The organism is Pseudoalteromonas sp. 11L1 (assembly GCF_055397545.1).
The window spans coordinates 1,751,339-1,763,643 of record NZ_AP041141.1 but is presented as its reverse complement, the minus strand read 5'-3'; the positions used below and the strand labels follow the sequence as shown (position 1 = coordinate 1,763,643).

10 protein-coding genes are annotated in these 12,305 nt (G+C 46.0%); 2 read left to right on the top strand and 8 right to left on the bottom strand.

All coding sequences use genetic code 11. The features are described 5' to 3' along the window. Nucleotides 1–38: 38 nt before the first annotated feature. Both ACZ5WS_RS08180 and fabB read right to left on the bottom strand, forming a co-directional pair. Nucleotides 39–1,160, bottom strand: a complete 1,122-nt coding sequence (locus ACZ5WS_RS08180) for a 4-phosphoerythronate dehydrogenase (RefSeq protein ID WP_464707590.1) — start codon at nt 1,158–1,160, stop codon at nt 39–41. A 108-nt stretch (nt 1,161–1,268) separates the two neighbouring features. Further along, on the bottom strand, nt 1,269–2,480 hold the full coding sequence (gene fabB, locus ACZ5WS_RS08175) for a beta-ketoacyl-ACP synthase I (RefSeq protein WP_138608223.1): 1,212 nt from the start codon (nt 2,478–2,480) through the stop codon (nt 1,269–1,271). 178 nt (nt 2,481–2,658) lie between these two features. On the opposite strand from fabB, the gene mnmC reads away from it, so the two are divergent. Together mnmC and ACZ5WS_RS08165 are read left to right on the top strand one after the other, a co-directional pair. Then, nucleotides 2,659–4,668 carry a bifunctional tRNA (5-methylaminomethyl-2-thiouridine)(34)-methyltransferase MnmC2/FAD-dependent 5-carboxymethylaminomethyl-2-thiouridine(34) oxidoreductase MnmC1 gene (gene mnmC / locus ACZ5WS_RS08170; RefSeq protein ID WP_464707586.1) on the top strand — a complete coding sequence of 670 codons (2,010 nt, stop codon included), beginning with the start codon at nt 2,659–2,661 and terminating at the stop codon, nt 4,666–4,668. A gap of 291 nt (nt 4,669–4,959) precedes the next feature. Continuing rightward, nucleotides 4,960–5,595, top strand: a complete 636-nt coding sequence (locus ACZ5WS_RS08165) for an NAD(P)-binding oxidoreductase (RefSeq protein WP_464707583.1) — start codon at nt 4,960–4,962, stop codon at nt 5,593–5,595. Here ACZ5WS_RS08165 and ACZ5WS_RS08160 read toward each other — a convergent pair. The 6 genes from ACZ5WS_RS08160 to ACZ5WS_RS08135 all read right to left on the bottom strand — a co-directional run bounded on the left by ACZ5WS_RS08160 (nt 5,588) and on the right by ACZ5WS_RS08135 (nt 12,219). Beyond that, nucleotides 5,588–6,346, bottom strand: coding sequence for a sulfite exporter TauE/SafE family protein (locus ACZ5WS_RS08160; protein WP_464707580.1), 759 nt, complete (start codon nt 6,344–6,346; stop codon nt 5,588–5,590). The two genes, ACZ5WS_RS08165 and ACZ5WS_RS08160, sit on opposite strands and share 8 nt — an antisense overlap. A 1,974-nt stretch (nt 6,347–8,320) precedes the next feature. Further along, a complete protein-coding gene (locus ACZ5WS_RS08155; protein WP_464707576.1) occupies nt 8,321–8,734 on the bottom strand; it encodes a hypothetical protein in 414 nt (137 codons plus the stop codon). Nucleotides 8,735–8,926: 192 nt separating this feature from the next. After that, nucleotides 8,927–9,802, bottom strand: coding sequence for a hypothetical protein (locus ACZ5WS_RS08150; protein WP_464707574.1), 876 nt, complete (start codon nt 9,800–9,802; stop codon nt 8,927–8,929). 31 nt (nt 9,803–9,833) lie between these two features. After that, nucleotides 9,834–10,202, bottom strand: a complete 369-nt coding sequence (locus ACZ5WS_RS08145) for a hypothetical protein (protein ID WP_464707572.1) — start codon at nt 10,200–10,202, stop codon at nt 9,834–9,836. A gap of 88 nt (nt 10,203–10,290) precedes the next feature. After that, the gene (locus tag ACZ5WS_RS08140; RefSeq protein ID WP_464707570.1) at nt 10,291–11,328 is read right to left on the bottom strand and encodes a phage major capsid family protein; all 1,038 of its coding nucleotides are present in this window, start codon (nt 11,326–11,328) and stop codon (nt 10,291–10,293) included. Nucleotides 11,329–11,808: 480 nt separating this feature from the next. Beyond that, nucleotides 11,809–12,219, bottom strand: coding sequence for a hypothetical protein (locus tag ACZ5WS_RS08135; RefSeq protein ID WP_464707568.1), 411 nt, complete (start codon nt 12,217–12,219; stop codon nt 11,809–11,811). Nucleotides 12,220–12,305 lie beyond the last annotated feature (86 nt).

The following is a 12,305-nucleotide window of genomic DNA, read 5'->3' as shown; positions in this document are numbered from 1 at the left end:
CCTCTGTAAGCACGGTTAAAACAACCGCGCTAATTAAATTAGTTTGCTGTGGTAAAGCCAAGCTGGGCAAGTACGGCAAGCTCGGTGCTATCACCTTCAACCATCACAGTGCTAAATTCACGGCGGGTTGGGTAGTTTTTTCGTAAGCTGTCAAAGCCTTCATCGGCCAAGTGACGTAGTAAAATGCCATCATCACGGCGTACGTCATAAACTAAATGCACTAAACGGGCTATATCTGTTTCGCTAAAACTGCTTTCTAGGGTGACTTTTTTAATCGCAGGAGGCGGTAAAAAATCATCAAGCGATTTTATTGCGTTAACCCCTTTTAGCTCACATAAGCGCTGGTACAACATTTGCGTACCTCGCGCTTTACCCTCAAGGGTATGCCCTGCAATGTGAACACTGGCATAGCGCACATGTTCCAGTAATTCAGTTAAAATGTTAGGTTCATTTTCCCAAACATCCAGCACTAAATCGAGCTCTGCTCCGGCTTGCATTACTTCAAGCAAGGCTTGGTTATCAATTACATCACCTCGGCTGGCGTTGATTAAAGTCAGCCCAGATTTAAGTTTAGTTAAGCGTGTTTTATCAAGCATGTGTAGGGTTTTATGTTTACCCGTTTTAACCAACGGCACATGAAAAGTGACAATATCTGACTGCGCTAATAGCTCATCGAACTCAACATGCTCGGTTAATAGCCCTTGCTCATGCTTAATTGGGTCGCACAAGAGTAAATTAACGTTCAGTGCTTTTAATTTTTGCGCGAGGCAACTGCCAATATTACCTACACCCACAATACCGATTGTTTTACCGCTTAACGGGCTGGCATTTTCTTGACTTAATGCAAATAAGCTACTTATTACATACTCAGCTACGGCTATGGCATTACAGCCAGGCGCACTGGTAAAATCAATATTTTTTGCGTTGAGTAAATCGGTATCAATATGATCAACACCAATCGTAGCGGTACCTACAAAGCTTAACTTATTCGCCTGTGCTAATAGGTCACTGTTAACTTGAGTAACTGAGCGGGTAAGCAGTACATCAACATCGATAAGTTGTTCAGGAGTTAATTGCCTGCCATCAAATCGTTCAACCTCACCCATATCTTTAAAGAATTGCTCAACTAAAGGCATATTTTGATCGGCAAGAATTTTCATTGTGAGTCCGTTTGGCGAAATGAGGCGCTATTGTAACGAACAACCCCCTATTAGCACAAACGAAAAAGCCGAGCATTTTGCTCGGCTTTAAAATAGGTAACGATTAACTTAACCTTTGTATTTGCTCATTACTAGCGTGGCATTAGTACCGCCAAAACCAAAGCTGTTAGACATAACCGTGTTTAGTTCAACGTCTTTTGCTTCAGTTACAATATTCAAGCCTGCCGCTTGTTCATCTAACTCATCAATATTGATAGATGGCGCAACAAAACCGTGCTCAAGCATGAGTAATGAAAAGATAGCTTCGTGTACGCCAGCCGCACCTAGTGCATGGCCTGTCATTGCTTTAGTGGCACTGATCATTGGTGAGTTACCACCAAATACTTCTTGAATAGCGCCTAGCTCTTTAACATCACCTACTGGTGTAGATGTACCGTGGGTATTTAAGTAATCAATGCTGTCAACGTTTTGCATAGCTTGGCGCATACAACGTGCTGCACCCTCGCCCGATGGGGCAACCATGTCGTATCCGTCAGAGGTTGCGCCGTAACCGGTAATTTCAGCGTAAATATGCGCGCCACGAGCAAGTGCATGTTCAAGTTCTTCAACAACCACAATACCGCCACCGGCTGAAATTACAAAACCATCGCGGTTTGCGTCATAAGTACGTGATGCTTTTTCAGGTGTGTCGTTGTATTTAGTCGAAAGCGCGCCCATAGCGTCAAATTCCATTGCTAACGTCCAGTGAAGCTCTTCACCGCCGCCTGCAAAAATAACGTCTTGCTTGCCTAATTGAATTTGTTCCACCGCGTGGCCAATACAATGCGCAGAAGTCGCACACGCAGAACTAATTGAATAGTTAACACCTTTAATTTTAAACGGCGTTGCTAAACATGCAGAGGTGGTACTTGCCATAGTACGTGGCACCATGTAGGGGCCAACGCGCTTAACGCCTTTTTCACGTAGAATATCAGCCGCTTCTACTTGCCATTTTGATGAACCACCGCCAGAGCCAACTAATAAACCAGTACGCTCGTTTGATACTTGCTCGTCGCTAAGACCCGCATCTTCAATCGCTTGCGCCATTGAAATATAAGAGTAAGCCGCCGCATCGCCCATAAAGCGCATTGCTTTACGATCAACATGCTCTTTAACATCAATATCAATTTTACCTGATACATTGCTACGCAATTTGTAATCAGCAAATTCTTGATTAAAAGCAATACCACTTTTACCAGCTCTAAGCGACTCTAATACTTCTTGTTTATTATTGCCGATGCTTGATACAACACCGATGCCTGTTATTACGGCTCTTCTCATGGGTAATTCCCTTAGCTTAATACTTAATTGTGTTCTATTTTACGCGAATTTAATCATCTAAGTGGTCAGCTTTCTAGCGTACACTTGTACTCTGAAGCTACAGCTTATAAATAACGCCAGACTATTTCAAAGAAAACACGTAAAATAATTAAAAAATTATCTATAAATTGAATTGGTCATGATAAAAAACGCCCATATACACTTTAACGACTTAGGCACACCAGTTGCCAATGACTTTGACGATGTTTATTTTTCTAATGACGACGGCCTTGCTGAATCGCATTATGTGTTTTATCAACAAAACAGTATAGATACACGGTTACAAAATCATGACCGTGAACACTTTGTTATTGCCGAAACCGGTTTTGGTACTGGGCTTAACTTTTTAAATGCATGGCTGCAGTTTTCTGACCACTTACAGTGCTTACAAGTTCAAAATGAACAGCCAAATACAGTACAGCGATTACATTTTATTTCTTTTGAAAAATATCCACTTAGCGTAAATGATTTAAAACAAGCCTTGCAAGCTTGGCCTAGCTTAAGCCATTTAAGCGACCAACTCGTTGCCCTCTATCCGATTAATTTAAATGGCTGCCATCGACTAGAATTTGCCAATGGCCGTGTAATCCTCGACCTCTATTTTGGCGACGTACTGGAATGTATTAATAGCATGAGCTACCCACAAAGTGGACTGGTTGATGCGTGGTTTTTAGATGGCTTTGCGCCAAGTAAAAACCCCGACATGTGGCAGCAAAGTGTATTTAACGCCATGGTTGATATTTCTAGAAGCAATGCCACATTAGCCACGTTTACCGCTGCGGGCTTTGTGCGCAGAGGACTAAACGAGGCAGGCTTTAGCATGCAAAAAGCCAAAGGTTTTGGCCGAAAGCGTGAGATGCTAATTGGCACACTTGCTCAAGCCAACCCAAAACAATCAGCCCCCGCCTATTTTGAGCATCACCCCTCACCGCTTTCAAGTGTGGCTATTATTGGCGGTGGTATAGCGAGCAGTTGCATCCTTTATAGCCTCGCAAAGCGTGGGATAAAAAGCCACTTATTTTGCCAAGATGAAAAACCCGCAATGGGGGCATCGCACAATGTGCAAGGGGCTGTGTATCCGCATTTACAAGCAAAAAACTCGCCACATAGTGAATTATTTGCCCACAGTTTTTTATATGCAAAGCGGCTTTATAATCAATTACTCAACAATGGCTTTTTGTTTGATCACCAGTGGTGTGGTGTGCTGCAACATGCAGTAAAACAGCCATTGGCAGATCGCCATCAAAACCTCGCTGATAAACAACTGTGGCCAGAGCAGCTTATGCGAAATGTGACTGCTGATGAGGGTGATGCTATCGCTGGGGTTAAAACAGGTTACTCAGGGGTGTTTTTTGAACAAGGCGGCTGGGTTAATCCCCCGCAGCTAGTCTGTGCAATGTTAGATGCCGCACAGCAATTAAATGCGTTTGAAAGCCTATTTAACTGCCATATTGAGCAATTTAATAAACAACCCGATGGTTGGTACTTAACCACGCAAAAGCAAACATTTGGCCCCTTTAGCGATGTGATTATTTGTACTGGTGAGCACAGTGATGCATTTACGCAAACCAAAACACTTCCCATTGTTGGCGTTCGCGGCCAAGTGTCACATGTTCAAGCAAGCACGCAATCACGTAAGCTAAAAACCGTGTTGTGTCACAAGGGGTATTTCACCCCCGCTTATTTAGATCACCATTGTATGGGCGCCACCTTTGAAAAAAACAGTAAAAGCCGTGAAGTGACCGAGCAAGATAATCAAACCAACCGCGAGCAACTGCTGAGCTTTTATAACAACACTGAATTTGCCACCAGCTTAGGCGATATTAGCTCTGCTAAAGCCGCTGTTCGCTGTAGTTTTATTGATCACTTACCTATGGCCGGTGAATGGGTGGAGCAAACTGACTATACACATGCATTTGCTAATTTACGTTTGGGTAAGCGCTATCAATACCAAGCATTAAAAAAACCACAACAGGGCCTGCATATTTTTACCGGCTTTGGCGCGCGAGCATTATGCAGTGCACCGCTATCTGCCGAGCACCTAATTAGTAGTTTAAACAATGAACCTCGCCCACTAAGCGAACGCGTAAGCCAAGCTATTCACCCAGGCCGCTTTATTGTTCGTGACCTTATTCGCAATAAAATTTAAAGGTAATAATACCTACAAAGCCCTTTACTGTAATTACCAAGAACGCAGTGTACTTATTGGCTTATACCACCGTAGCTTTGTAACCGAAGTAAGTATAATGATCGAGTAAAAAGTTCTAAAAAACGCCTAAAAAAATAGCTAATTTTAATACTCAGTTAAGTAATAACTTTTCACTAATATGTTTTTTTTAAATAAGCTCGTTTAAATCCCATTTACTCTTTAAAAATAATTTCCTACCCCAAGGTCTGTTTGTACGAACAATCTTTACACTATATTGAGAAGGAATTAATTATGAGTAAGACTTTAATTATTGGCGCAAGTGGTCAAATTGGTAAAATGGCTACCAAACTACTTTTAGAAAATGAGCAAAATGTTGTTGCACTTGTAAGAGACAAAAGCAAACTGCGTGATTTAGATAGCCCATTTTTAAGTATTGTTGAACAGGATTTAGAAGGTGACTTTTCAAGTGCCATTAATGGCTGCGACCAAGTTATCTTTGCAGCAGGTTCAGGTGGAAGTACAGGCACAGATAAAACCGTACTTATTGATTTGTGGGCAGCGACAAAAGCGGCAACTTATTCTAAAGAGCACGGTGTAAAACACTTTATTATGGTCAGCTCTATTGGCGCAGACGATCCAGATGCAATAGATAGTGACTTAAAGCCCTATCTAGTAGCAAAACATATGGCTGATGAGCATTTAATTCACAGTGGACTCAATTACACAATTGTCCGCCCAGGAACATTAACCGACGACAGTGCCTCTTTGGAAGTTACAACTGAACGTCCTAGCGATCAGTCAAAGGCTAAAATTAGCCGCGAAAATGTAGCCAACGCATTGCTTCACGTTGCTTCAAACTCATTTAATAGCAATCGTATTTTTGAGTTATTTGATGGCGACAAACCAATAAAAGCCGCTATTAAGTAAACATTACACTCACCCCTTGCCATGCAAGCTGCATGGCAAGCAGAGTTAAAATCACTTTAAAAATAACCTTAAAACGCGCTACCGATAACCGCTTAAGTAATCTAATCCCTAACCAAGTGCCAATGGCTCCGCTTAAAATCATCGCCAGTGTTAACGGCAACCATTGCCAAAAGCTAAAGCCAAGCCCCGCATAAACAACAGCTTTTAAACTATGCTGCAAGGTCATAATACTTGAAAAAGTCGCGGTAAATCTGAGCTTATCGTAATGATTAATATGTAAGTAACTCGCCACCAAAGGCCCACTTGCCCCCACAAAAGTAGAGATAAATGCTGTAATTACCCCCGCTAGTAAACGCCCTAATCGTGAGTCTTTATTAAATTCAGGAATTGTTCCCCACAATAAATAAATCACAAATAAAGCCACAAACAACTTCATGCTATCAAGGTTAATATCGCTTACTACTTGGCTTGATAGCCCCGCACCAATTAATCCACCCAGAGTAAAATACAACAACATCGGCTTATCAAGATGGGTAATGCTTAACAACAACCGATTGGCATTAGAGCCCAACTGCACTAAACCATGAATCGGCACCACCACCGCCATAGGCATAACCGACGCCATTACCACCAACAGCATTAAACCACCGCCCGCACCAAAAGCCGCCGATACGAACGAAGTAAACCCCGCCAGTAAAATGAGTAAAAGCGAAATTAAAGGGGAAATGTGTTCAGCTGTAAAAATATCCATATCTATGCCCGCTGTTAATCATTAACTCATAATACAAAAAATAGGCAAGTAAGCGACTAGTCTTTTAGTGGTATGGGGTTCGGGGTTCGGGGTTCGGGGTTCGGGGTTCGGGGTTCGGGGTTCGGGGTTCGCAAGATAAACCAAAGCACAATAAATTCAATAATTTTAGCCATAAAAAAACCCGCGACTTGATTGCTCAAGTTGCGGGTTTTTTAGGGTTTTTAAACAAACGAATTTAAAAACCGTTATTGGTGGAGCTGGGGGGAGTCTACGACATTCGACCTTGAAGCCCTTTTACCTCATGAATTCAATAGCTAACAGAAGTAAAAGGGGTCCAAAACGGGGGTCCAAAAAGCTTCTCACCTCTTGCCCGCTTGGCCACAATTCAACTCCCCACTCAGGAACTGAAACGAGATAATTTTATTTACCCTATTGAATAAATTACGTTCGATCCCCATAATAAGGATACTTGGATGTTGGGAATAATCTCACATTATTGGGAAGTGTAAACTTCCGTGGGGATAATACCCTAACCTTTTGCGCCCATAAGTGTTCGTCGTGTCGCCATGTGATACGAGTAACAATGTGACGCGCAGGCCGTTCAGTGAGATGCGAACGGTCTTGGTATTTAGAGGATAAAAACTGTTCTTTTCTCCCGTCCTAGAGTTGCGTGTGAGACGGTGGCAATTTTGCCCCGGCAACAGAAGGAGTGCATCATGAAAGATGGTGACCCAAGTAAGAAAGAACAGACCCGAATAAAGCAACTAAAAGTTGTTCAACATCTGAAGAGAGTCTTAAAGGTTCTCAATCGTCTATGGATTTTATCTAGGTTCATAGACCCGATGGAAAGCCTCCTCGAGTGGCTGACTGATGGTGATGGCTCGGGGCCTCTAGATAACTATCGATTAGAAGGAACCTCGTCTGAAAACACGGACTCGTTATTCGCTAGAGCAATCCCCGCTCTATAATCTTAAAGCCAAAAAGAAGCTTGCCGAACTTGTCGGATTTGAAGTCGCCGAGCTCGTCAAATTGTCTTTAGCCCCTAATAACTTTCGCCTTTTCACGATAGAGAAGAACGGTAAAGATCGACAGGTCCAAGTTCCTAAGTCCATCCTAGAGAGAGTTCACCAAAGGCTCTTTAAGCTTTTACAGCGAATCGAAACACCGGAATATCTCCATTCGGGAATAAAAAAACGTTCCCATATTACTAACGCAAGAACTCACGAAGGTAACCCCTCGCTTGTAAAGCTCGACATCAAGAAATATTACCCCTCGACAAAACGCGAGTCTGTTTATCAGTTCTTTAGAAGCCGACTCTTTTGTTCCCCCGACGTGGCAAAAGTTCTCACTGACTTATCGTGTGTTAACGGGCATATACCAACAGGAAGCCCCTTAAGTCAGATATTGGCTTTTTACTCGTCGATCTCGATGTTTGGGGAGATCAATAAGCTGGCTGAACAGTACTCCGTTACGTTTACCGTTTACGTGGACGACTTAACCTTTTCAGGTGAAACCGTCCCGGGAGAATTCGTATGGGAGGTAAAGAAGCTATTACATGTTTACGGCTATCAGTATCATAAAGAGTTCTCTCGTCCACCGCAAAAGACAAAGCTCGTGACGGGCGTTGCAATAAACGGAAAAGGGCTACACGTCCAAAACAAACACCATGAGGCGATCCACGAGCTTTATACTGATTACTTAGCGGGAAAACTAAAACCGGAAAACAAGGCTCGCCTCTTTGGAATGTTAAGCTCGGCGTCACAGGTTAGCGACCGTTACAATTCAATTTTTCGTCACCTATTGAACGCTGAACGCGGTAATCGATAAATTTGGTCGAGGTGTAAGAGCTCCTTCGAGACCTCCTTCCTCAAGATATCCCCAATAGGTCCCGGATAACTTCGCCGGGACTTGATTGTCTCGATGATTTACTCTCACGGAAGAACGTATTTCGTCTCCTTGGATCTCGCTTCTTGGTCATGAGCTTATCCTCGCGAGTTGCCCCTTTAGTCTTGCCTTCTGCTCCCCGGTCATCGGCTTCCTGTTTTGCTTCTTTTTGATCCCGAAGGCTTCTGCGACCTTATGGACGTCCTCCGGGTCAAACACGAGGAAGCCCCCGTCGTCGGTTAAAGACTTCTCCCATTTTCCGGCGAGTTCATGGGCTAATTTAAGGCGATTATTAAAAAGACGGACTGACCCCTTAGTCATAGTCAAAAGAAGCCTTTTAGCCTCGTTATCGTTGCTTTCAATATGGACTTCGGCTCCGTCGTGGGCATAACCTCGGAGAACTCTCCATGCGGGATGGTTAACGAGGACGTAAATCCCGTCGGTGTTCTTTCGGACATAATAACTGTTTTCGTATTGTTTCATTAGGGTGTTGTAGTTTTTCATCGTTCAGTTTCCTTTTAGTTTGAGTAAGATGCTCGTTCCAATAATGGCGTGGTATTGCGGACGAGAATTATATAAAAGCGCTTGGAAATGCCTCGCAGAATTAAAACCCCGGGGTCGGAATTACCCGTGGGATAAGGCCTAGAGAGGACCCGAACGGTCCTCGCTTAGTTGGCCCTAAAGCCCTCCCGTTGGTCACATCTCGTCGTCCATCTCACCTTCGTAAACAGGCGCTCCGACTTGGAGAAGTTTTGCCGTCCTCTTGTCCGAGAGTTGGCCCTTTCGACTATTCGCAGAGGGAGACAGGGGACGTAAGTTCGTGATGTCCCAACACTCGCGAGCGTCTTCGGGTTCGCTTAAGTTGAAGGCGACTTGGGGTATCTCGTGGTCTACTTGCCAAGAAGACGGAACCTCGAGACTCATCCCCGTGGTGAACTTGGAGAAAAGAGACCGGAGAAGGTCTTCGAGGGGATACCCAAGGATACGTTCTATTGAGCAGGGGGAGTCGTATTTTTTAACCCCGGGGGTAGCCTCGAGAACGTCCGCGAAGGCGTTAAGTGAGGGGCGTTCCTCTGGTCTGTCTCGTTCTAACTTCTTCATGATCTGACGCTTGAGACGCTCTTTCAGCATGAACAACGGATCGAGACGGTAACGAAGACGATAAGCTTCGGCTTTGGTCAACGCGGAGGACATCCACGGATTAGCCTTAATGACTTCTTCGCGTTGTTTGGCCCTTTCGACTCGGCGTTGTGCCTCCTCCTTGGCTTTTCGCTCGGCCTCGGCTTTAATCTCGGCTAACGTTCGATACTCATAAGTGAAGCCCTCAAGGGTCCCGTATTTCTTTTTGTACTGTCTTTTAGCCTCGCCCTCGCGGTGTTTCCTTCGAACGTCCTCCCGCTGTCGACGGGCTTTCCTCGCTGCGACGGCCTCGGGGATCTTTTGTTTCGCCCTTGTGCATAGTCGGCAATAAGACGAGAGGCCGTCCTTCCGTCGGCTGTCCTTTGTGAACTCGGAACGAGCTTTGGTCTCCTTACAACGGATACAAGTTTTATCGTGTGGATCTGTTCTCATGGTGTTTGTCCTCTTTTGGTTGGTCGTGGGATTACCACATGAACAGGTTATCAACCAGTGACTTAAGGCGGGTCCCGGGGATATAACCTCGCCCCTCGTGCCGCTCCTGAGCCTCCCGGACGGTCTTCCTTGCTCTGGCCATCAGTGTTCGAAAGACCTTCTCCGTCTCTGCGTCGCTCATGCTGTACGCCTTTTTGAGCCAGTCCTTCGAGTCGTTCGTTAAGATAAACTGTTGATACCGCCCGAAGTCGCTCACCATGATCCGGACCCCTTGGCCTCCGACCTTATGGTCTTGGTGTTCATCTCCGGGTCTAGTCGTGATAAGGCTTCCTTCGGCTTCCTCGAGTGCAAGCTTATAGTCGGACTGTGGTTCATTCTTTCGTGTTTTGAATATGTTCATCGGTTGTCTCCTTGGTGGTGGATGACCCCGAGGGAAGCCCCCCGGGGGTATTATTGAGAGTGGAGCCGTTGTCGAGTCCTTGGGGTCTTTAGGCGATCCCGGTAACCTTAACGAAGCTCTCTTGGTTCAAGACCTTAGCGTCCACGTCGAACATAGAACGGATTCGGGTCGCTCCTGTCTCCGGTTGTCCGGCGGGTGTGTATGTATGCGCTAAGAAGTTGATCTCGGAACTGGTCACGGCCTGATAGTCGCTATAACGTCCGGCGATAAGCGTTCCCGTCGGCATGAACTTCGAGACCAACATTCGATTAGTTGGAATACTCAAAGACGGATGGGTCTTATAGCCCGTCTCTTGTCGGAACTTCTTCGCGACGTCCGGCGACATAACGACCGAAAGCGCGTCTTTATCAAGACCGTTACCTTCCAATACCTCGAGAACATCGCTAAGGATAACGAGGCCCGTCTTCGATGCTCCGGCTAAGGTTTGTCCGGTGATTTGCTTAACGAGTCCGTCGGGTTGGTTTGCGTCGTTCGCTGAGTCTCCGGCGATAAGGGCTTCCTCGACGGCGTTCTTAATGGCGATACCCTGTCCGATTTTCACTTGAGGCAATGCGTAAGGGGCCAACTTAACGAAGCGGCGAGACGCTAACGAGAAGGCTCCGATCGTATGGATTGAGTAAGGGAAGTTAACCGTCGAGGCGGTTCTCTCGGGGATCTCCGCGTTCTCACCTAGCCAAGCGGTCCCGAAGTGAGAGTCGAAGCCCGGGAAGAACGGATTCCCTTCGAAGTTACCGCTCGTATCGAAAGACGTCCCGGCTCTAGCTAAGATGCCTGACGCTAAGATCATGTGCTTCCATGTGAAGGTGTTCGGCTTCGAGGCGTTCGCAATGCCTGAGCTGTTCGCCGTGGTCATATCGCGACGAAGGATCGATCGGGCGGCCTCGGGGAGGCTTGCCTTTTCGTCGTTCGTTACGACTGAGTCTTCGAGACGGACATTAAGGGTCGACGGGGTGCTAAAGCGACTCGTCTTATAGTCGCCCTTGTCATCAAAGACGGGAACTTGTTCCGGGCGAGCGTTCACGATTAGGTCCGCAAAGTTGCGGTTCTCAAAGGTTGTATTTTGCATGTTGTAATGGTCCTTAGTGGAAAGAGTTAATGCTTAAAGGTTGGCGGAGCGTTGCACTCCAAGAGGAGATGGGACGGGGGGAGTGAAGTCCGGGGGAAGTTGACTTCGGGGGGAACTCGTCCTTGAGTCAGTCCTATGACGTAACAGATTGATTATTCATCGTTTACTGGGCCAAAAAGGGAATCAAAATGGCCCCCTAACGCGATTAAAGAGGGTAAGCCGGGTCTATGCAGTATCGAGAGGAGATCTAAGCGTCTGAGCGCGTGAAGTGCGTTTTTAAGGGAGGACGCGGATAATCCGGCTCGATCCATAAGTTCTCCTTGAGTTGGGGTGCAAGAGGAACGACCGTCGAGAAAGGACAAGACGGCTAACAAGACGAACTTATTCCGTCCGGCGTTCTCTCGGTCTTTCGTGTTCCGTGGGACCCCTTCGGAGAACTCCCGGACGTCCTTGTTACTTACCAGTTGGAAGACATAAGGGCTAAACATCGACGGTTGCCTCCTTGGGACTATTCGAAGGGATGAGGGCCTCGAGGAGACGCTCGGCGGCTTGTTCATATCCCCTTCGGAGTTCTTTTTGATGCTCTTTAGTCCGACGGTAAGCGTAAGACTGAGCCGCGAGAAGGTCCTTCGCGACCTTGCTTCGTCCCTTTCTTTGGCTCTCATGTATCCAGTAGTGAAGGAATACGTCGAACAACTGGAAGGGGTGGAAGTCTTCTCGGCCTGTGACGAACTTTAGATCCCCGAGGATCTCGTTAAGGGTCTCTTGTGAGTGAGGACGAAGGAACGGGTAAACGTCCGGGAGCCGTTTCGGTTTGGTAACGGTTGCCTTCTGGACGAACGTCTTCGGTTTCTTAAGTTCGGTCTTAACGTCGATGATCTTTTTCTTCATGGGTTGGGTTCCTTGTGGTGGGTCTATGGGGAGCGAGGAGACGTTCTCCGGTTAGTTCTTCGCGGTGGTGGCCTTGTGGCCCTCCT

Excerpts from the sequence above, each read along its gene's own strand:
- mnmC (WP_464707586.1), top strand. The coding sequence starts at position 2,659 with ATGATAAAAAACGCCCATATACACTTTAACGACTTAGGCACACCAGTT.
- ACZ5WS_RS08140 (WP_464707570.1), bottom strand. The coding sequence starts at position 11,328 with ATGCAAAATACAACCTTTGAGAACCGCAACTTTGCGGACCTAATCGTG.
- ACZ5WS_RS08160 (WP_464707580.1), bottom strand. The coding sequence starts at position 6,346 with ATGGATATTTTTACAGCTGAACACATTTCCCCTTTAATTTCGCTTTTA.
- ACZ5WS_RS08135 (WP_464707568.1), bottom strand. The coding sequence starts at position 12,219 with ATGAAGAAAAAGATCATCGACGTTAAGACCGAACTTAAGAAACCGAAG.
- ACZ5WS_RS08155 (WP_464707576.1), bottom strand. The coding sequence starts at position 8,734 with ATGAAAAACTACAACACCCTAATGAAACAATACGAAAACAGTTATTAT.
- ACZ5WS_RS08150 (WP_464707574.1), bottom strand. The coding sequence starts at position 9,802 with ATGAGAACAGATCCACACGATAAAACTTGTATCCGTTGTAAGGAGACC.
- ACZ5WS_RS08180 (WP_464707590.1), bottom strand. The coding sequence starts at position 1,160 with ATGAAAATTCTTGCCGATCAAAATATGCCTTTAGTTGAGCAATTCTTT.
- ACZ5WS_RS08165 (WP_464707583.1), top strand. The coding sequence starts at position 4,960 with ATGAGTAAGACTTTAATTATTGGCGCAAGTGGTCAAATTGGTAAAATG.
- ACZ5WS_RS08145 (WP_464707572.1), bottom strand. The coding sequence starts at position 10,202 with ATGAACATATTCAAAACACGAAAGAATGAACCACAGTCCGACTATAAG.
- fabB (WP_138608223.1), bottom strand. The coding sequence starts at position 2,480 with ATGAGAAGAGCCGTAATAACAGGCATCGGTGTTGTATCAAGCATCGGC.